General features: G+C 58.4%; 23 protein-coding genes and 1 pseudogene. 12 read left to right on the top strand and 12 right to left on the bottom strand.

The genetic code is table 11. The annotated features are described in order from the left end of the window. Positions 1-214 precede the first annotated feature (214 nt). Positions 215-1,471 (top strand): RNA-guided endonuclease InsQ/TnpB family protein, encoded by a 1,257-nt coding sequence (locus D8896_RS00220; RefSeq protein WP_121820066.1) that lies wholly within the window; start codon positions 215-217, stop codon positions 1,469-1,471. Between the two features lie 109 nt (positions 1,472-1,580). On the opposite strand, the gene D8896_RS20105 is transcribed toward D8896_RS00220, so the two are convergent. From D8896_RS20105 to D8896_RS00205, 3 genes are all read right to left on the bottom strand, one after another. Next, on the bottom strand, positions 1,581-2,024 hold the full coding sequence (locus D8896_RS20105; RefSeq protein ID WP_121820065.1) for a hypothetical protein: 444 nt from the start codon (positions 2,022-2,024) through the stop codon (positions 1,581-1,583). Beyond that, a complete protein-coding gene (locus tag D8896_RS00210; protein ID WP_121820064.1) occupies positions 2,025-2,552 on the bottom strand; it encodes a DUF7342 family protein in 528 nt (175 codons plus the stop codon). It lies immediately after the preceding gene. Between the two features lie 121 nt (positions 2,553-2,673). Beyond that, positions 2,674-4,080, bottom strand: coding sequence for an ATP-binding protein (locus D8896_RS00205; RefSeq protein ID WP_121820063.1), 1,407 nt, complete (start codon positions 4,078-4,080; stop codon positions 2,674-2,676). A 558-nt stretch (positions 4,081-4,638) separates the two neighbouring features. Here D8896_RS00205 and D8896_RS00195 point away from each other — a divergent pair. From D8896_RS00195 to D8896_RS00185, 3 genes are all read left to right on the top strand, one after another. Beyond that, positions 4,639-5,238, top strand: coding sequence for a SprT-like domain-containing protein (locus D8896_RS00195; protein ID WP_240451977.1), 600 nt, complete (start codon positions 4,639-4,641; stop codon positions 5,236-5,238). 214 nt (positions 5,239-5,452) lie between these two features. Beyond that, positions 5,453-5,728 carry a hypothetical protein gene (locus tag D8896_RS00190; RefSeq protein WP_121820061.1) on the top strand — a complete coding sequence of 92 codons (276 nt, stop codon included), beginning with the start codon at positions 5,453-5,455 and terminating at the stop codon, positions 5,726-5,728. Next, the gene (locus D8896_RS00185; RefSeq protein ID WP_121820060.1) at positions 5,725-6,168 is read left to right on the top strand and encodes a type II toxin-antitoxin system VapC family toxin; all 444 of its coding nucleotides are present in this window, start codon (positions 5,725-5,727) and stop codon (positions 6,166-6,168) included. Before D8896_RS00190 ends, D8896_RS00185 begins: the two co-directional genes overlap by 4 nt. Before the next feature lie 30 nt (positions 6,169-6,198). Here D8896_RS00185 and D8896_RS00180 read toward each other — a convergent pair whose 3' ends face one another. Further along, positions 6,199-6,645, bottom strand: a complete 447-nt coding sequence (locus tag D8896_RS00180) for a hypothetical protein (protein ID WP_121820059.1) — start codon at positions 6,643-6,645, stop codon at positions 6,199-6,201. Positions 6,646-6,653: 8 nt separating this feature from the next. Continuing rightward, complete coding sequence (locus D8896_RS00175) at positions 6,654-7,187, bottom strand: DUF7342 family protein (RefSeq protein ID WP_121820058.1); 534 nt, start codon at positions 7,185-7,187, stop codon at positions 6,654-6,656. A 646-nt stretch (positions 7,188-7,833) separates the two neighbouring features. Here D8896_RS00175 and D8896_RS00170 point away from each other — a divergent pair. After that, positions 7,834-8,709, top strand: coding sequence for a DNA-binding protein (locus D8896_RS00170; RefSeq protein WP_121820666.1), 876 nt, complete (start codon positions 7,834-7,836; stop codon positions 8,707-8,709). A 31-nt stretch (positions 8,710-8,740) separates the two neighbouring features. Here the strand turns inward: D8896_RS00170 and D8896_RS00165 are convergent, their stop codons facing one another. Next, positions 8,741-9,073, bottom strand: coding sequence for an SMR family transporter (locus tag D8896_RS00165; RefSeq protein ID WP_121820665.1), 333 nt, complete (start codon positions 9,071-9,073; stop codon positions 8,741-8,743). 169 nt (positions 9,074-9,242) lie between these two features. Between D8896_RS00165 and D8896_RS00160 the strand changes: the two genes are divergently transcribed. Both D8896_RS00160 and D8896_RS00155 read left to right on the top strand, forming a co-directional pair. Then, complete coding sequence (locus D8896_RS00160; RefSeq protein WP_121820057.1) at positions 9,243-10,031, top strand: TrmB family transcriptional regulator; 789 nt, start codon at positions 9,243-9,245, stop codon at positions 10,029-10,031. Positions 10,032-10,173: 142 nt separating this feature from the next. After that, positions 10,174-10,698: a GNAT family N-acetyltransferase gene (locus D8896_RS00155; protein WP_121820056.1), complete on the top strand. Its 525-nt coding sequence runs from the start codon at positions 10,174-10,176 to the stop codon at positions 10,696-10,698. Between the two features lie 104 nt (positions 10,699-10,802). Here the strand turns inward: D8896_RS00155 and D8896_RS00150 are convergent, their stop codons facing one another. Beyond that, complete coding sequence (locus D8896_RS00150; protein ID WP_162991368.1) at positions 10,803-11,315, bottom strand: NUDIX hydrolase; 513 nt, start codon at positions 11,313-11,315, stop codon at positions 10,803-10,805. A gap of 210 nt (positions 11,316-11,525) precedes the next feature. Between D8896_RS00150 and D8896_RS00145 the strand changes: the two genes are divergently transcribed. Together D8896_RS00145 and D8896_RS00140 are read left to right on the top strand one after the other, a co-directional pair. Further along, the gene (locus D8896_RS00145) at positions 11,526-11,894 is read left to right on the top strand and encodes a DUF6176 family protein (protein ID WP_121820054.1); all 369 of its coding nucleotides are present in this window, start codon (positions 11,526-11,528) and stop codon (positions 11,892-11,894) included. A 6-nt stretch (positions 11,895-11,900) separates the two neighbouring features. Further along, positions 11,901-12,524 carry a TetR/AcrR family transcriptional regulator gene (locus D8896_RS00140; RefSeq protein WP_121820053.1) on the top strand — a complete coding sequence of 208 codons (624 nt, stop codon included), beginning with the start codon at positions 11,901-11,903 and terminating at the stop codon, positions 12,522-12,524. A 21-nt stretch (positions 12,525-12,545) separates the two neighbouring features. On the opposite strand, the gene D8896_RS00135 is transcribed toward D8896_RS00140, so the two are convergent. From D8896_RS00135 to D8896_RS00115, 5 genes and pseudogenes are all read right to left on the bottom strand, one after another. Beyond that, a complete protein-coding gene (locus tag D8896_RS00135) occupies positions 12,546-13,379 on the bottom strand; it encodes a VOC family protein (protein ID WP_121820052.1) in 834 nt (277 codons plus the stop codon). Positions 13,380-13,453: 74 nt separating this feature from the next. Next, positions 13,454-13,574: pseudogene (locus tag D8896_RS20100) on the bottom strand (RNA-guided endonuclease TnpB family protein); the annotation flags it as partial. Positions 13,575-13,679: 105 nt separating this feature from the next. Then, positions 13,680-14,102, bottom strand: a complete 423-nt coding sequence (locus tag D8896_RS00125) for a CoA-binding protein (protein ID WP_121820051.1) — start codon at positions 14,100-14,102, stop codon at positions 13,680-13,682. 170 nt (positions 14,103-14,272) lie between these two features. Beyond that, positions 14,273-14,935 carry an alpha/beta hydrolase gene (locus D8896_RS00120; protein WP_121820050.1) on the bottom strand — a complete coding sequence of 221 codons (663 nt, stop codon included), beginning with the start codon at positions 14,933-14,935 and terminating at the stop codon, positions 14,273-14,275. Further along, complete coding sequence (locus D8896_RS00115) at positions 14,932-15,876, bottom strand: ring-cleaving dioxygenase (RefSeq protein WP_121820049.1); 945 nt, start codon at positions 15,874-15,876, stop codon at positions 14,932-14,934. The genes D8896_RS00120 and D8896_RS00115 overlap by 4 nt, the downstream gene beginning before the upstream one ends. 267 nt (positions 15,877-16,143) lie before the next feature. Here D8896_RS00115 and D8896_RS00110 point away from each other — a divergent pair, with 267 nt between their 5' ends. The 3 genes from D8896_RS00110 (at position 16,144) to D8896_RS19040 (ending at position 17,670) form a co-directional block, all read left to right on the top strand. Then, positions 16,144-16,644, top strand: a complete 501-nt coding sequence (locus D8896_RS00110) for an SWIM zinc finger family protein (RefSeq protein WP_310732959.1) — start codon at positions 16,144-16,146, stop codon at positions 16,642-16,644. A gap of 168 nt (positions 16,645-16,812) precedes the next feature. Next, on the top strand, positions 16,813-17,019 hold the full coding sequence (locus D8896_RS00105) for a cold-shock protein (RefSeq protein ID WP_121820047.1): 207 nt from the start codon (positions 16,813-16,815) through the stop codon (positions 17,017-17,019). A 204-nt stretch (positions 17,020-17,223) separates the two neighbouring features. After that, a complete protein-coding gene (locus D8896_RS19040) occupies positions 17,224-17,670 on the top strand; it encodes a hypothetical protein (RefSeq protein WP_162991367.1) in 447 nt (148 codons plus the stop codon). Positions 17,671-18,025 lie beyond the last annotated feature (355 nt).

Below are 18,025 nucleotides of genomic sequence, written 5' to 3'. Positions count from 1 at the left end.
CATCTCCCTTCGCGGAGTATCGCATAAATCTCCCGAACGGTGATGTGTCGCTCTACAGTGTTATCGAAAGTGCGAGGCGAAAACCCACGGCTTTAGCCGTGGGATGAAGCCGACAACTGGGTGATTTACCACACTCAAACAGTCGCCCGGATATTCCACGTCAAACATAGTCTTTAATATTCTCTTATTCATAACTAGTTATGGAAGCAGTACGATGCTGGAGACGACCCGCACCTACGTCGCACGTATCACGAACCACCAGCAGGTTCGTGACGACCTCGACCAGTGCGGGTTCTCGGCATCCAAGCTGTGGAACGTCGGACGCTACTACATCCAACAGCGGTGGGATGACGACGGCGAGATACCCGATGAAGCCGAACTGAAGTCGGAGTTGAAAGACCACGAACGCTACAGTGACCTGCATTCGCAGTCAAGTCAGCGAGTTCTCGAAGAGCTTGCTGAGGCGTTCACCGGCTGGTACAACTCCGACGACGGCAACAACCCACCGGGCTACCGGAAACGTGGCGACCGACACCCGCGCTCCACCGTGACGTGGAAGCAGAAAGGCATCAGACACGACGCCAAACACAACCGTGTCCGCCTCTCGAAAGGGTGGAACCTGAAAGACGGGCGGTCGGACTTCATCCTCGCGGAATACGAAACTCGGCCGGACGTGCAGGTGGAGAACATCCAACAGGTGCGTGCCGTCCGGAACGGCGACGAGTGGGAACTCCACCTCGTCTGCAAGAAAGAAATTCCAGTCGAGGATGCGCCCGGCGACACGACGGCGGGCATTGACCTCGGGATCAGCAACTACCTCGCCATCGACTACGAGGACGGCCCCTCGGAGTTGTATCCGGGGAACGTACTGAAAGAGGACAAGCACTACTTCACTCGTGAGGAGTACCAGACTGAAGGCGAGAACGGCCCGTCGAACCGTGCGCGGAAGGCTCGTCGAAAACTCTCCCGGCGCAAAGACCATTTCCTCCACACTCTCTCGAAACACATCGTACAACGGTGTGTCGAAGAAAGTGTGGAGAAGATCGCGGTTGGCGACCTCAGCGACATCCGCGAAGACGAGCACGGTGATTCGCGGAACTGGGGCCGGTCGGGGAACAAGAAGTTGCACGGGTGGGAGTTCGATCGATTCACTCGATTGCTTGAATACAAGGCCGAAAAATACGGCATCCTTGTTGACCGTGTAGACGAGGAGAACACCTCGAAGACGTGTTCGCGTTGCGGGCAGATTCGAGAGAGTAACCGCGTGGAGCGTGGGTTGTACGTCTGTTCGTCGTGCGAGACGACGATGAATGCGGACGTGAACGGTGCGGTGAACATCCGACGAAAGATAACTCAGAGTCCCCCAACCGAGGATATGAGTAACGGCTGGTTGGCCCAGCCCGGAGTCTTCCTGTTCGACCGCGAGAGCGGATGGTTCACACCGAGAGAACAGGGAGACTGCAAACCCTAATATCCCAACGCCCGGGAATCCCACCCCTTCAGGGGTGGGAGGAGGTCAATGCGTCAACCTGCGACGGTTACTGCCTCCGAGAGAATCTGGTGCAGCACCGACAGCTGGATTAAGACCACAGTGTCTCGATACGCTCCTCAACCGCCGTGAGCACAGTTGCATAGACTTCGAGTGGGTGAAGTGACGGGAGTTCGAGGTCGGTGATTTCGGTAGCAGATGGTGGCTCATTGAAGTGCAACCGAGTGTTGTGCGTGTTCGGGTGTCGGTCCCAGCGACACTCCCAACGTACCCCGTCCTCGTGTTCTTCGACATAGTGGACCGAGAAATCGCCCGTTGTGAACCATCGGATATCGAGTCGGGCCGCTGTCACCGAGTCCGGGTATCGCTCAGCCGCAAGCAATCCTTGAAGCAATCGAGGTTCATAGGAATCCGGGTCAAAAGCAGCCTCAGCGATGAGCGAATCCGACGATAGGTGTCGCTCTAACAGGCGCAACGTCTGTCGATCCGGTGGACCTGTCGAATGTGCGGCGTTATCTTCCGGTGGCGGACTCATCTATACCGGTATCAGATGGCCGTCGTTCTGGGAGAGCTGGCGGGCAAGTTCGTACAGCCTGATATCTCGAATCACGCCCTGCCACTCGCTGACTGCGGTCATCCGCTCGTGGATGGTTTCGTGATCGCCGTGCTCGAACACGTTGACAGCCGTCGGATCTGTCGTCCCGAACTCCGCTTCGTATTCGGTCCGCTGTGCTTCAAGCGCCTCGACGCGGTCGATGATCGATTCGGTGGAGAGCTCCGTTGCGATTCGACTGGCGTCCTGCCATTCGAGATACCCTTCGTTTCGTTCGTACGTCGCCGGACGGGTGTCTCTATCGGCCCGGGCGATCCCCATCTCCGCCAGGCGGTCGAGGTGCTTTTTCGCGCTGTTTGGCGAACAGTCCGCAAGCTCGGCGATCTCGGTGTACGCAGTCGGAGACGTGATTCCGAGGACAACGTCATAGACGCGTCCAAACGTGTCTGTTCCCGTCTGCCACCGTCGCTCGGTATCGTCGGACGGTGGGGCCGGATCGAACTCGGTCATATCTATCTGTAGGTGAGTACTCTCAATATATCTTCGGATCGGTCAAATATATTTGAGCATGCGTCGAAGTGGCCCACGCAAACGGAGGTTATCCATTATTTTAACACGAATTGCCTCGGGGTTAAGCCCCGATGCTTCCAGTGGATGAAAGCAGCTGGTCAAGCTCTTCTGGACCGAACAATGACCAGTCATCGCCGAGGTCCGCAGCGAGACCGTCAACGAACCCACTTTTCGAAAACAGGGCGAACTCCTCGTCTCGTGTTGCAGGCCCCCATTGCACACGTTCAGCTTTCTCCCGAAGCGACTCGGCAAGTCCGTGGCCAACGGGGTCTGTCGTCCACTTGCATTCCGCGAGCAGTACCCGTTCGTCATTTGGCGAGAGACCAACGATATCGATCTCGTCTTCTCCGTACCACCAGTGGCCGACCTCGGAATAGGGACCGAGGTCGCCACGTCTAATCGCTTCCCACACAGCTTCGCGGCAGACATCCTCAAACGTCACTGCGACGTGGTCTGGCAGGTTCGGCTCGATCGTGCCGTCGTACACGATATTTGGTGCTTCTTCGATGCTGGATCGGTTCGGTTCGACGAAGCGAAACCAAAAGCGCAGGAATTCGTCGGCGACACCGTACCGCGAGCGCTTCGATTGCTTGGCGGATGCAGTCACCGGCACCGTTCGCTCGATGAGCCTCAGTCGACGAAGCGTCTGGAGGTACTTCGACAACGGGCCCGAATCGATCCCAGTTGCACCAGCGATCTCGTTCGGGGTCGTGTGGCCCGTCGCGATCGCTTCGAGAATACTCATGTATCGAGCGGGGCTCCGTAACTCGGTACGCAACAGGAACTCAGGCTCGTTGTAGAGGACAGCCGTCGGCGAGAGTATCTTCGCCTGGATGTTGCTTGCAAGATCCTGGGAATATTCGAAGAGTGTGAGATACATCGGGGACCCCCCCGTTACCGCGTACGACCGGATCGCATCTACAAGGTCGTACTCGATGACATTACGAGACTGGGTGAACGAAAACGGTTGCAGATCGATTTGTCCAGTGCGACGGCCATACAGAGGGCTCTCATGGCCGAGGACCTCTGATTCCATCGTACTGATGCTTGACCCGCAGAGGACGAGCATCGATTCAGTGTCTGACAGACGTTCGTCGACGAACGACTGGACGTATGATGGTAGCGAATCGTTTTCGTCGACTAAGTAGGGGAACTCGTCAATGGTAATTATGAGCCGCTCGCCCGCGATCTTTTCACCGAGGTACGCAAAGGCATCGTCCCAGCCGTCGATACGCGGAACGCGATCATTGAAGTGATCGGCGATCTGTTCGACGAACTTTGCTCGCTGGCGGGATTCCGCCTCCTGTGCCGCGAGAAAGTAGATATGCGGGCGGTCTGCACAGAATTCCTTGAGTAGTTCGGTCTTGCCAACCCGCCGCCGTCCATAGACCACGTAAAACTCGTTGCTGTGTGACTCGAATGCTGTTTCGAGTGCTGCTAGTTCGTCGGTTCTATCGTAGAAGGTCATTCTTTAGATAATCATTACTGCGGTAATGACTTATGCGTTCCGACGGTTCCTATTCTCCGAGCTACCAAAGGAGACAGTCGAAACCATCGAGAAAAGACACTAGCGATTGGCCAACAGAGGTAAGAGGTAGCCCCAAGCAACGCCGGTTGGGCATCTCTGGAACCAGCGCCGTGGGTTTGTACTCACAATCTCAGAGTGTGCCTCGAAACTCGCGTGCCAATTCTATCTGTGCCTCACGTGGCGAGGCACAACAGACATGCCGACTACATCGAGCAAGGCGGAGCCGGACGAGACACTCTCACCCGCGAAGCGACTGGCATCGAACCCGCGGCTTTGTAGAGCAGGGATCGAAACGATCAACGATATGGCCACGCTGCGGGCGTGTGTCGCATACGAGAATGCCACCGAGAATCGCCTGGCCGTCCTGGAGCAACTTGCACGCCGGGCGGCGGAACTCACGGACCCGGGGCGGACGGACGAATGACGCGACCCTCGACGGGGCGACCGATAGATCTAACAGGGACAACGCAGACGACACTGACGAGTGACCGATTTCGGATGGACCCGGACACGACCGATACTGTGGACTCAGAGATGCAGGCTGACGAGACAGCACCTGCGACCCGAGAACGGTTCCTCGACCGAGTCCGGACGTATGCGAAGACGGTAGATATCGAGGTCGACACTGACTCGATTCAGTGGGAACTCTCCGAACGCGCCAAGCGCCGGGCGGGCGTGTGTCTGTACGACCGGCAGACAGAGACGGTGACGATCCGACTCACGTGGGCGGCCTACGAGAAATACGGCTGGGCAGAGTTCACCGACGTGATACGGCACGAACTCGTCCATGCCTGGGAGTTCCAGCACTACGGCGAGTCGAGTCACGGCGACCGATTCCGGACGAAAGCAGCCGAACTCGACGTACCGAGACACTGCCGGACGTTCAGCGATGCGAGGGTGGTGCTTCGGTGTACGGATCCAGCGTGTTCGTGGAGTGCTGATCGGCATCAAGCATCAAAAGCCGTGACCGAACCCCAGAAACGGCGGTGTGGTGCCTGCCGAGCACGCTACGTCGTCGAACACGTCGAAACGGGCGAGTACTGGGAGACGAATGGGGAATACGAATCCGCTCGGGAGCGCATCGGCGACGACTGGTGATTTTTGATTGTGATAGCTTTAGTAATACAGAGAGGGTTAGATCTTACTACGAATGGCTAGTAGTATCCGGGATCCAAAAGTCGTACGAGTGTCTCAGAAGGGACAGGCAACGATCCTGAAGGAGTCAACAAAGAACTAGTCCTGAGCTCGTCCACGGTCGGCGGAACAGGTGCTGGTAGAAAACGTTACTTGGTAGAACGTACTACCGTAGAACATGGCGACCTCCGTGAAGATGGACGAAGAAACGAAATCCCGTCTTGAACGATTACAGGCGGAGATCCGGGTAAAGACGGGGACCAAAGTCACCCAGCAGGAATTACTTGAACGACTCGTCAACGAAGCAGTCGCCTCGAAGACGGACTTGATCGAGTCGTTTCGCGAGGAACGCGTGCCGGTTTCGGAAGCAGCGAAAGCGACGTTTCACGAGGGGACAGTCGAGTCAGGAAAAGAAACTGACGAATCGGATATCGACGATATCCTCTACGAATGAGTGTTTTCATCGATACAGGGGTGTTGTATGCACACCACGATGCGGACGCGGCCCGACATGACGAAGCACATGGGTTTTTCGAGCGGCTACTTGCTGGGGAATTCGGCCAGCCCTACACGAACGATTACGTCTTCGACGAAGTCACCACACTCACCCGAAAACGAACTGGTGAGTTTGAGGCGGCACGCACAGTTGGTGATCGGATCCTCGGAAGGAATGGCTTTCCGGACGTGTTCCAGTTTGAGTTCGTCGAACCCGACGTCTTCGACGCTGCACTCGATGTGTTCGAAACCTACGCCGACCAGTCACTGAGTTTCACCGATGCTGTGTCCGTTGCTCATTGCCAGTTGCGTTCCATTGACCGAATCGCGAGCTTCGACGACGATTTCGACGGTATTTACCAACGCCTCGATCCAGAACTAGTGGCCAGATCTGAATGAGTATATCCTGTATTCGATAGTCCCAGAAACTCAACGGACCTCCGACTCGTCCCAGAGGGCTGCGATCCGTTCTTCAAGCTCGTCGAGGACGAGCGCAACGACATCACGGTGGTCGTCTGGCCACGATGTATCTTCCCCGGGTGTCGGGGCAGTAGGCGGGGGGTGGAAATGCTCCCGCGTATTGTGCGGATTCGGGTGACAGTCCCATCGGCACTCCCAAGCGTGGTCCTCATGCTGCTCTCGATAATGGAGTTTGAAGTCGTCGTTCGTGTACCAGCGAACCGTCAACTGTGCCTCGTCGACGGTCGCCGGGTAGTACGACGGGCCAAAGACGATTTGAAGTTCCAGATGACCACTGGCGTCCGTGACGGTCGCTCGGGAGACCTGCCTCGTCGCTTGGAGCCGCGTCTGGAGAAACTTGAGGATGGGGCGATCGATGGGGGCAGGGCTCCCACCATCGCCTGACGGCGGTACCATCGAGCGGACTACCCGGAGGCCTGTTCGCGTTCGCCACCTGTGCGCTGCTGGCGAGCCCGTTCGTAGCGCTCACGCTCCTCACGAGCGGTCACCCAGTCGGCGAGGTCGCTGTACACGTCGTCGATAGTTCGTTCGTCGCTGGCCTCCGCGACGACAACGGCATCGACGGCGGCCGGTGACGCAGCGTCGTACCTGTCTTCATACCCGGCGATGCGCGTCGTCAGCTCACGAACACGTTCCTGGAGTGCCTCGACGGAGTGGTCGGCTGCGAGTTGATTGATGCGTCGCCACTCGAAATACGCGTCATTCCGTTCGTAGGTGGCCGGATGGCCGTCATGCCGGGACACGATGCCCAACTCTGTGAACCACCCGAGGTACTTCCGGGCTGTCTTTGGATCACAGTCGACGGCATCGGCGATCGCACTCGCAGTCGTCGGCTCACGGGTCTGGAGGATGGTGCCGTAGATGCGCTGTTCAACGTCGTCACTGTCGAACGCGTCCTCGAAGGGGGGTGGCCCACCGGCGGCGTCTGTCCCGGACATACTCGACATTGTAGCTCTAAGGATATAGTTCTTGTCTCAAGGAATAGTTTCCCGAGAAATTCGACTGCCCCGCTTTCCAGTGGCGGGGGAATATCATTGCCAGCGTCGGAAGACCCCTCACTGGACACCGAGAATGTCGACTGCGAGTGCTCGGTGAACAGTTTGCTTCTGTATTTCGCCCGCCCCGCGCGCCTCCTGTGCCCGCCGACTGCTCACGGCGACGAGTCGCCGTTCGCAGCCGAGTCACGACCGCCGTGACTCGGGACGCTCGCGACCGACCAGTCCGGGCTTTCGCGGCCTCGCGTCGCTCGGCCACGGTCCGGGCGTGTGGCTTCGACGCCAGCACCAAGCGCGCTGTCGGTCTCGTCCGTTCTCGCTGCGCTCGAACTGACCGTGGCGCAGAACGCCACGGGACTCGACCGGAAACCGGCTTGTGTGCTGGCCGCTCGCGGCGGGCACCCGGCTCGCGGTGCTGGTTGGGTCTGTCCCGGGAGCGCGCCGCTCGCGCCCAGGGGCGCTCGCGAAGGCGCGAGCGGCGCGCACGCCGTTGGAGCTGAAGACGTGTCTGTCGGGGTCGTGTCGAACAACCGCGATTAGGGTCGCGGTCGTCGGCGCGGTGAGCGCCTTCGGAATCAGTGAGATTCCAATGTCAAGTACGAATCTACGCGGTAATGAACGTGCGGATCAGGCACAGGCGAGTGAACACGAAGCGGGCGTTGGAGACGGTGCGGACACCGAGGTGCGGCTGGAACTGCGAGCGAGCGTCGAGCAGGACATCCAGGCGAAAGTCGACTACGCGGACGAACGGGCGGTCGAGGGGCGGCTGTTCGGACAGACGTTGGAAGCACAGGAACGGCTGGAAGCGCGTGAGTGGGAGGTCGAGCGGACGAGAACGCGGGCCGACAGGGATCAGGAGTCGGACAGAGAGGTGCAGAGCAGGCAGGCGATGGGACGTGAGAGCGCAGGGTGGCGTGAGTCGTTCGAACGGCGAGCAGGGAGCGTGGACCCGTGGTTAGACCCGGAGCGGCCGGACCCCAGAGAGGAACTGTCACAAGAAGAACTCGGGGCGGTGAACGAGCAGGCGATGCGGTTAGATGGGCGACTGGACGGATGGTCACGGGCGGCGATCAGTCGGCGGCTGGCCGAGCGGGTTGCGGGCGGGACGGGGCTCATGAGCGCGGTCGTCGGGGTGTACGAGGAGTTAGCGCAAGCACCCGGACAGGTGGTTCCCATCGGGAAACTCGAAAACATCGACCGCAAGGAGGTGAGCATCGAAGGTCGCGTGACGGTGCTGTGGGAGCCGTCGAGTCCAGCCATTTCTCAAGTCGGCCTCATCGAAGACGACAGTGGGAAAACGAAGTTCACTAGCTGGAAAGCATCAGATGCTCCGTGGATCGAAGACGGTGAGCGCGTTCGAATTCACGGGGCTGCGAAGAACTGGTATCACGGGCGCGTCTCCGTAGCCTTGACTGGGTGGAGCACCGTGCATTTCCCCGAGCGGGGTCGATGGTGGGAAGCGTAGCCAGCTAACCAGTACCCTTTACCGGGTCCATCTAATGTGCTGATACCTTAGAGAGGATATTCACACAGTACACGCCGGCAATGATGAGAAGGATACCGAGAGCACCAGCTAGGTCGAGGGGTTCGTCGAATACAACGACACCGATAGCTGCAACGCCGACGATGCCGAGAGCAGCCCACGTACCATACACAACACCGATTGGGAGTTCTTCCAGGGTCAATGAGACCAGATAGAACGCGACGCCGTATCCGATGACTACACCGAGGCTCGGAATCGGGTTTGAAAACCCGTCTGAAAGTTTGAGCGCGGTCGTTCCGACGAGTTCGGACACGATTGCACCTCCGAGCAACACGTACGGATTCATAGGTGCCACTACTTCGATACCGGATATGATGATTCTGAAACTAACTGCCACTTGCGGTCCATTTCTCACCCGCCGATTTCAACACGCCAGGGAGAACGGACACGTAGCGGCAGTTTCGCGGGGCGATTTCACGTACATTCTAACTGTTGGAACTCAGTAGCGGTCGACAATGACCAACCTCGGTGAACTTGGACTCTCAAGCTACGAAGAGCAGGTCTACCGGACGCTCCTGGTGACTGGTGCAGCGACGGCAACTGACCTGTCCGATGCCAGTGGCGTCCCTAAAGGCCGAATCTATGATGTCCTCAACAGCCTCAACGCTCGTCAACTCATCCGAACACAGACGACTGACCCCACCCGATATGTCGCAGAACAACCCGATACCGTCGTTGACAGGCTCCTCGCCGAGCGCATTGCTGAACTACAACAGGAATTGGCCCGATATCGTGACGTAGCTGGCTCTGTTCGTTCGAATCTCCTCCCAGCATTGCCATCTGAGGGGAGCATCTGGCTGGGAACACTCGGAAGTCAGGAGATGCAAACGGCGCTTGAAGAGCATATACGGACCGCAACAGAGTCAGTTCGTGCCACAGTTGGGCCGCCCTACGAGTCTGCTTCGTGGGAATCCCTCAAACAGGAGGTTGATGCGTTTTTTGCTGGCGCGCAGCCGGATATTTCCGTCTCGATACTGGTCAGCGAGCAGGTTCTTGAAACGAATCCCGAGACGCTCTTTGAAGTACCAGAGGAACAAGCAGCAGAGGTGCGAATCAAAGTCCTTCCTGAGATTCCAGTTTCTTTTGACGTAATCGACCAGACAGTAACGACTATCGATATTCCTCATCCACAGATGGGCACAGACCGTATCGGTGTTGTTGCGGTAACCGACAGCGACATCGTTGACGAATTCGAACGCCAGTTTCAGGAACTGTGGGATGAAGCCGTTCCCCTCCTCGAGTAGACGTGCTGGCAACGCGGAGCACCATACTGAGAAGCAGACATGGCAACACTCTCCATCAATAGCACGGTCTATAGACTGCTTCGTCTGTACTCGGATTGATCATCCCAGTAACTCTTTGTGAGCAGCGACTGACCCGCACTTTGTGCCACTGGATAGTACCATACGACGTGCTACCCCTTCCGATGCAACCCAGGTTTATGCGGTGATGCGTCAGAGTCGAGGGGAAGCATTTGGTGGAATACTCCCGCCGCCGGCCCTCGACTGGGAGGCCGAAGCTCCTGAAGGCTTCCACGAGTTCATTCAGGCGACCATCGCCCACGAGGAGAAAGCCATGTTGGTCGCCGTCAGTGATGGCACAGTCGTTGGCTTCGCAGAACTCATCTGGCAGCCGAAGGCTACCGATGACTTCGTCGAAGAATCCGATGCGGAGCTGAAAGCCATTCACGTTCGACCTGCCGATTGGAACGAAGGCATCGGCACGAAACTCCTTGACGAAGCGGTTGCTACGTTACCACCGGATGTGACTGGTCTCTCGCTCTGTGTCCTCAAGGAGAACGAGCAGGCACGGGCCTTCTACAAGCGCCGAGGATTCGAGCAAACGGGGACAACCACCACGACGCACGCTGGAGACGAATTTACCGAAGTCGTATACTACCGACCACGCTGAGAGGGACGTACTCTGCACGTCACATTGTCCACGATGGGTACCTGTCGTCTGTTCCGACGGGTTCGTTTTGACTGCCGGGACGAAAACACCATCACTTCAGGGGATTAGTTTCGCTCTCGAACCCGCTCCAGTACCTGTTCTGCGAGTTCTCGCTTGAAGATCTCGTCGGGAAGGCTGTCGAACCAATCTGCATCCGCAATCGGTTCCCCGGGCTCTCCCAGTTTGTTTCCGATCTCAGGTGATTTTGCCTGTGCTGAAAACATCACAAAGCGGAACGAGCGCGAATCCCCGCTGTGTTGAACGATATTCTCCACAATAGCGTAGGGTCGGTCAGGCGTGACCGAGACGCCAGTTTCTTCATGAACCTCCCTGATGACGGCTTCGCGGAGTGATTCTCCTGGTTGAACGCTCCCACCAGGTACGAGCCACGCGCCGTCGTCACGATGGTAGGCAAGCAGGACTCGATCAGTCGCATCCAAGACGACTGCTGCGACAACCCACCCAGCACTAAACGCTTCGTTCTCTCCAAGTTCCGCGAACGTCTCTGCGTCAACCGCTTCTTCGATGTGGTCCTGAATGAGGTCATCATACTGTTCTCGGGGGTCAGTAACGTCCATACGTGTCATTAATAAAACCAGATCGAGATGGGTCTTACGCCCTCTCTACCCATCGCAACGTGATTCTTCTCCGATTGGCGGCAGGTGTACTCAGACGCTCCTTCAGTACTACATAGAGACAGGAAGTGATAGCGCATCCCGGCCCGCGCCACCCTCGTCGAGACCTACAAGCAAAATATTTATTTTGTTACTAACCAACTGTTCAGTCGTATGGCTGAGACAATCCTCGTGAAACAGGAGATCGAGCCCGGGAAGACAGAACAGGCAAAAGACGTGTTTCGAGCCGTTGGAGAGTTCAAAAACACCGACGCAGCAGTAGAGGTGTTGGAAAAAGAGGGAGTGTACACTGAATCCGCGTTCCTCCAGCGAGCGGAGGATGGAGATCACGTTCTCTACTACATCGAAGCCGAAGACGGCAAAGAGGTCTACGACGTCTACCAGGATATCATGGCCGACCCGCAGGGTGAAACAGAGGGGATGGAGGACTTCTTGGCGGAGTTCCAGGACGTGGTTACCGGGGAGCCCTTCGTCGCCGACGTGGAGTTCCTCTATCACATGACCACCCCTGACCGGCCCTGAGTGTAGATGACAGACGATCCAGACCGTCCAGAGAGCCACGAGGAGATCATGTGGGCGACCCACCAGGCACTCTGCACACATGGGTACGCTGATCTGACGATGCGGAAAATCGCCGCGGAGTCATCGAAAAGCCACTCACTCCTCGCCTATCACTACGATACCAAGGACGAACTGATCGAGTCCTATCTGGATTTCCTCATCGGCCTCTTACATGACGCTATCGAGGACACAGAAGGTGTTCATCCCCGAGAGCGCCTCGACGAATTTCTCGACTACTTCACGGTCGGGACTGAGGTCTACCCGGAGAGTCTGCAAGTCGCATTCCTCGAACTGCAGATGATGGCGCTCCGGAACGAGGAGCTCCGGAGAAAAGTAGCTGACCACGACCGCAAGAACTTCGCCCTCCTCGCTGGCATCCTCGACGATGGCATCGAGCAAGGCGTCTTCCGAGCGGACATCGACAGTGACGCGTACGCGGAGTTCATCCTCCTTGCTGTAATGGGAGCAAGCGAACACGAGACGACCGGAGAGATAGAGGGACTCACGGACGATGTGAGAACCCTCCTCCGAACGGAAGTGTTCGACCGCCTCATCGAAGCCCCGAGTGCCAAGGATTCCCAGACCCGATAACGAGGGATATCTCGTTTACAGTTACTGTTCGAGGATACCAACGCGCTGTTCGAGTTCCGGGACATCGAACCATGCGATCCGTGAGTTGTTCCACTCTTCGGCGGGAGTCGTCGGGAACGTCGCAGTCGCTGCAGTGAAGTCCCGGGCACCGAGCAGGACAGCGCACGGTCCCTCCTCGAAGTTCTCAAGCCGAGCCGATAGTCGTGTGTCGTCGCTGAGCGGTTCGGCGAGCGTCACTGGCGTCTCGGGGAATGATGCGATCGTTGCGTCTAACGGGACGTGCTCCGATCGTTTCGGTGCTTGGTACCCGTGGAGGCGGCGGAACTGGTCGATTGCGTCGTCGAGGTCGGCGACTGCGATCACCACTTCTGTGATGCCACTCAACGGGCTCTCGGCAGCCCAGTCGGACTGGACGATCCGCTGGTCGCGGGGCGTGATATCCGAGACGAGAAACGGAAACTGCCAGAACGATTCGTCGGCACCATAGACGGCCTCCTCGTACTCCACCACAGTCCCGTCCGGACGTTCACGGGCGGCGTCCGTCGGCCCGTGGACGGTCGCACCGGCTGCTTCCAGGCCGTCGAGTTCGCGGTGGATCTCGTCCGTACGGAGACACCACCGACAGGGGCCGGCAGTGAACATCGCGTCCGGCCAGTCGTCCGGGGGATGGTCCGACTCGACCGGCGCGATGAGTTCGAGATACGTCCCGTTATCGAAGCCGAGCATCGCCATCTCCGTCGGGACCTCGTCGTGAACGCCTCCGTAAGTGGCCGGGAGTCCGATACGGTCGAACGTGTCCCGCATCGCGTCCAGGTCCTCGCACGCGAACATCACATGGTCGAGTGCGGCATCCATCTCGGCTTACTGGTCGCAGGCGCAACATTTCAAGCTTGCCAGCCTGTGAGAGACCTTCACATCATTGCTGCTGTCACCGTCTCGACGGGGATACCCTTCTCGACGGCCTTGTAGCGGATCTGCGCGTGGAGTTTGGCGATCCCCGCCCGTTGAGACCCGGTTCATGAACTCGCCGTACTCCATCGACTCCCGTATGGACGCTGAGAAGACGCCCATCCGAGTTCGAAAGGGGCGACTTCACGCCGGGATTCGAGTGGGTCCAGACACTCGTGGGGCGAGGAGACTGCCTGCGCTTCCGGATCAGTCCATGGGGTTCCGGATCAGTTGGCCGTGTTCGACCTTCATACAGTGGTCCTGCACGACGTCCAGGCCGGCTGCTTCGGCCTTTCTGGCTGCCTCGTCGTGTTGAATCCCCTGTTGCATCCAGATCGCCTGTACGTCCCCACGATCTAGTGCCTGTTCGACGATCTCGGGGACCTCCTCGCTCGGCCGGAAGATCTCGACGACGTCGATGGGTTCCGGGACATCAGCCAGCGAGTCGTACGCCTGATTGCCGAAGATCTCCTCGGCGGTTGGGTTGACGGGCTGGAGTTCGTACCCGTGTCGCTGGAGATACGCGGGTACGATGTGCGCTGCCTTCTCGTGTGACGTCGACGCTCCGATCACTGCAACGCGGTCGTACTCGAGGATCCGACGGAGTTCGTCGGCGTCTTCGGTTGGCATAGTCGCGATACGCGCCGGCTGTAGATTAGAGTGTTCATAGATACCATCTCACGTGAATTACCGGACGGTCCGGGATAGAGGCCGGCAGCGCTGTCGAACCGCGCTTCTGGTGGCGATTGCAGCGGAAATAGCAGACCCGGCGAGTTCCCTCCGTCGGCAGCGTCACTCGTTCAGCCCAGTCGTTCGATGATCGCGTTGATCTCGTGGATCTCGTCGTCGTTGATCGCGTGGCCCAGATCGTCGTAGAGTCTGCTCTCCACGTCACCGCCCAGCCGGTCGAACACGTCCGCGGACTCGCGAACGCGTTCGGCGGCGATGTAGGGATCCTCGGAACTACAGCCGAAGAACACGGGCGTCCCATCGAGAGAGCCGTCGTACTCGGCGCTCGTTTCCGGTCCCAGCAGGCTCCCCGATAGGACGATGAGACCACCGTACCGACGGGGATTTCGCGCGACGTACTCGCTGGCGAGACAGCCGCCCTGTGAGAAGCCGAGAAACACCGTCCGTTCGGGTGGAATGTCAGCATCGGCGGCGATCGTGATCGCGCGTTCGATACTGGCGAGCGCCGAGGAGACCCACGGTTCGTTGTCTTCACGCGGTGCCTCCCCCGACCAGGGATACCAGGAGCTGTGTGCCGCCTGCGGGGCGAGATACATCACGCCGTGGTGGAGAAACTCGTCGATGAGCGTGAGCATGTTCTGGGCGGTCGAGCCGCGACCATGTAGCATGACGACCGCTGTCTCTGCGGCCTGTGGCGGTGCGCCGGCCGTTTCGATCGGCTGTCCGTGATGCGGACGCTCGTTCGGGCCGGACGAATCCGGGTTCCCGTTCATTCTGTCTCGCCAGCACGCGAGAGGTCGAGTGGCGGCAGTTGGCTCTCTATCATCTCCCGGTCTTCTTCGAGCCACGGCGGCAGGAACAGCGACTCCCCGAGTTCGTCGGGGTCCTCGTCGGCAGCGAGCCCCGGCGTCTCCGTGGCGAGTTCGAACAGGATCCCGCCGGGCTCCCGGACGTACAGCGAGTGAAAGAAATGCCGGTCTTTCACTCGCGAGACGTCGTAGTCGCGCTCCCGAAACAGGTCGTGCCACTCGAAGAGCTGGTCCTTTTCGGGGACGCGCACGGCGACGTGATGGATGGATCCAGCACCCTCACGGCCGAACTCGGCGTCCCGGTCGAGCAGATCGACGACTGTTGCACGGTCGCCCGCGGCCCGATATCGAACCCGGTCGCCCGCCTGGTCGACGAGTTCGAATCCCAGCGTCTCTAGCATGCTCGCAGTGACGTAGACGCTCGTCGAGAGCAGCGTCACCCCGTGAATACCGCGGATCGCGTGCTCGGTTGGCACCGTGCCATCCACCCACGGTTCGACGTCCGACTCGCCAGTGACGAGTTCGAGTTGCGTCCCGTCCGGATCCGAAATCCGGAGGACCGTCTCGTCGAATCGGTCGAACGGGCCATCGACGGAGATGTCGTGGTCGGCGAGTCGATCCTGCCAGTAGGGCACCGAGTCACGTGGGATCGTCACCGCAGCGGTGCTGATCTGTGGCTTCCCGGGACGGCCCTCGTCCTCCGCGGGATACGGAAAGAACGTCAGGGCGGTGCCCGGCGATCCAGTTGCGTCACCGTAGAAGAGGTGCCGCGTGAACTTCTCGTTGAAGTTCACCGTCTGCTTGACGAGGCGGAGCCCGAGGACGTCTCTGTAGAAGTCGACGTTCGCCTGTGCGCGACGGACGATGCCTGTGATGTGGTGGATTCCGGGTGTATCTGTGAGCACGGTGGATGATGGGCAGTGATTGTTTGGTTTGTGACACGCAGCTTACTGACTCATCCCACGGCTGAAGCCGTGGGGTTTCTCCTGTGTTTGCTCTAAGTTCGGTTCCGAATCGGATAAGCGCTCGCGGACAGAGCCGACACCAGGTAACATCTGTGCCGGTTCAAGAATCGGTGGAAACGGGTTCGAGTGGTTCCGATACCGGTTCAATCACCGAGTCGGAAGGCGGCTGAGAAACTGGCTCGCTGGCTTCGGACGCGACAGCACGCGATGTTTTCTGCCCCCTACGGGGTGCGGGCGACGCCTCGCCTGCACAGTACAATGACAGCCCCACTAGCCAGATTGGACGTTACGAAGCGAGTCGTCAAACGCGCCCAGTACGAAGCCTTCGAATTTTCGATCGAAGATACCGGCGTTCGCGTTCGAAACGGCAGCCACGCCAACCCCGAGAATCACGAGTACCTCGTGACGGTGGCGGATGGACTTCCCAGTGACTGTGAGTGTCCTGCCAATGCCACATACGACGGCGCGTGCAAACACCGCGTTGCCGTCGCGATTCGAAGACCCGTACTCGACGCTGCGTTAGACAGGCAGGTCGCTGCGGACGGGGGCACGCCACGAAAACAGCGGAATGCAGCCGACACATCCTCGGTGACAGCGAAGAATACGGAGCCACCGACTGACTGTGACTGTGACGAACTCACCACCGAGTTTCCGTGCTGGGAGTGCGTGCGAACGGGGTATCGTACGCTTTCGAACGAAAATCGGTGAGGTGGGAAAGATAGCGCGAGCGGGTCACCTGGCGGCTCGGTACCAACGAGTTGCCGTACTCGGATCGGGAAACCGAGCTGCGGGCGTACCACTTCTCAGTGTATCGGGTGTCGTGGTACCTTGCCCCTCGGAAGGGTTATCTCCCGGACGGCCTTCCGTTTTGTTGTAATGGCAAACGGTACAGTTGATTTCTTCAACGACACGGGCGGCTACGGTTTCATTTCGACTGACGACGGCGACCTCGACGATGACGAAGACGTGTTCTTCCACATGGAGGACGTCGGCGGTCCTGACCTGGAGGAAGGTCAGGAAGTCGAGTTCGATATCGAGCAGGCCGACAAGGGCCCGCGCGCGACGAACGTCGTCCGGCAGTAATACTGCGACACGCCTGTCGCTCACAGCGATGGACAACACTCTCGATTTTTCGAACGGTTCCACGCCGAGCGGACGCTCTCCGTACACGTTGTATCCAACAGGGAATTCAGAATGGGAGAACTTGGAACCAGTCGGGGACTCCGTCGTTCCCCGACACTGGTAGATACGGATAAATTATTTGTTCTCACCTGATGAGGATATATTATGTCATATTCATCCAAACCCATCAGAGCCGGGGTTGGTATCGGTGCTACCGGGATCGCTATCAGTCTGCTTGCGACAACTATTATCTATCTCATTCCCCGGTTTGTCCTCGCTCCAGACCAGCGACAGCCATATTTGGAGACGTGGATGGAACCGACGGCAACAATTTCCAGCCAAATCGAAATCATCGGAGTTCCCCTGCTTGCCGCCGCCGTTGCGATTTACCTTGTGAAGCAGTCGGACGCCTCATTCAGGGAGACCATGACTGGTCTCCTTGTTGCTGGCCTTCTCTTCGGATTCGGTGTAACACTCATTAACTGGGGCGTGACACATCCAGGAGCACGAACCGCTACCTGGGCATATGTCTACCATGCACTGCAACGCGCCGGTATTGTCGTATTGATAGCGATGATAGCTGTTTTGGGTGCTGACTTCACAGAACATTGAAGCTCAAGTTCTGCTACAGATCAGTAAGCCACTATGCAAAACCTATCGGTATCCGAGTTGTTTGAGACGGTCCTCTACCTCCTGCGTTGTTTGGCTCTCACCGGATGATGACTCGCTTGCTTTGATCTCCCGTCGTTTTCTATCTTTCCCAAGGACCGTCCAAGGAACTTCAGTTACGGGACGGGATCGTGAATTTGGTGTATGTCCATATCGCCTGACTGGTAGAGGGTATTGCATTTCCCCGACATAATTGCCGTGATCGGAAGAAATCGCTGTCCAACCATCAACGGACTCATGAACCCGATTGATTTCGTCAATCGCAATCTCCAAGTTTTCTCGATAAGCTCCCCAAACC

Source organism: Halostella salina (genome assembly GCF_003675855.1).
Taxonomy (GTDB): domain Archaea; phylum Halobacteriota; class Halobacteria; order Halobacteriales; family Natronoarchaeaceae; genus Halostella; species Halostella salina.
The sequence above is the reverse complement of the archived record's forward strand: the minus strand, read 5'-3'. Positions and strand labels throughout refer to the sequence as shown.

Coding starts and splice junctions, on each gene's coding strand:
- D8896_RS00220 (WP_121820066.1), top strand. CDS start 215: ATGCTGGAGACGACCCGCACCTACGTCGCACGTATCACGAACCACCAG.
- D8896_RS20105 (WP_121820065.1), bottom strand. CDS start 2,024: ATGAGTCCGCCACCGGAAGATAACGCCGCACATTCGACAGGTCCACCG.
- D8896_RS00210 (WP_121820064.1), bottom strand. CDS start 2,552: ATGACCGAGTTCGATCCGGCCCCACCGTCCGACGATACCGAGCGACGG.
- D8896_RS00205 (WP_121820063.1), bottom strand. CDS start 4,080: ATGACCTTCTACGATAGAACCGACGAACTAGCAGCACTCGAAACAGCA.
- D8896_RS00195 (WP_240451977.1), top strand. CDS start 4,639: ATGGACCCGGACACGACCGATACTGTGGACTCAGAGATGCAGGCTGAC.
- D8896_RS00190 (WP_121820061.1), top strand. CDS start 5,453: ATGGCGACCTCCGTGAAGATGGACGAAGAAACGAAATCCCGTCTTGAA.
- D8896_RS00185 (WP_121820060.1), top strand. CDS start 5,725: ATGAGTGTTTTCATCGATACAGGGGTGTTGTATGCACACCACGATGCG.
- D8896_RS00180 (WP_121820059.1), bottom strand. CDS start 6,645: ATGGTACCGCCGTCAGGCGATGGTGGGAGCCCTGCCCCCATCGATCGC.
- D8896_RS00175 (WP_121820058.1), bottom strand. CDS start 7,187: ATGTCCGGGACAGACGCCGCCGGTGGGCCACCCCCCTTCGAGGACGCG.
- D8896_RS00170 (WP_121820666.1), top strand. CDS start 7,834: ATGTCAAGTACGAATCTACGCGGTAATGAACGTGCGGATCAGGCACAG.
- D8896_RS00165 (WP_121820665.1), bottom strand. CDS start 9,073: ATGAATCCGTACGTGTTGCTCGGAGGTGCAATCGTGTCCGAACTCGTC.
- D8896_RS00160 (WP_121820057.1), top strand. CDS start 9,243: ATGACCAACCTCGGTGAACTTGGACTCTCAAGCTACGAAGAGCAGGTC.
- D8896_RS00150 (WP_162991368.1), bottom strand. CDS start 11,315: ATGGACGTTACTGACCCCCGAGAACAGTATGATGACCTCATTCAGGAC.
- D8896_RS00145 (WP_121820054.1), top strand. CDS start 11,526: ATGGCTGAGACAATCCTCGTGAAACAGGAGATCGAGCCCGGGAAGACA.
- D8896_RS00140 (WP_121820053.1), top strand. CDS start 11,901: ATGACAGACGATCCAGACCGTCCAGAGAGCCACGAGGAGATCATGTGG.
- D8896_RS00135 (WP_121820052.1), bottom strand. CDS start 13,379: ATGGATGCCGCACTCGACCATGTGATGTTCGCGTGCGAGGACCTGGAC.
- D8896_RS00125 (WP_121820051.1), bottom strand. CDS start 14,102: ATGCCAACCGAAGACGCCGACGAACTCCGTCGGATCCTCGAGTACGAC.
- D8896_RS00120 (WP_121820050.1), bottom strand. CDS start 14,935: ATGAACGGGAACCCGGATTCGTCCGGCCCGAACGAGCGTCCGCATCAC.
- D8896_RS00110 (WP_310732959.1), top strand. CDS start 16,144: ATGTTTTCTGCCCCCTACGGGGTGCGGGCGACGCCTCGCCTGCACAGT.
- D8896_RS00105 (WP_121820047.1), top strand. CDS start 16,813: ATGGCAAACGGTACAGTTGATTTCTTCAACGACACGGGCGGCTACGGT.
- D8896_RS19040 (WP_162991367.1), top strand. CDS start 17,224: ATGTCATATTCATCCAAACCCATCAGAGCCGGGGTTGGTATCGGTGCT.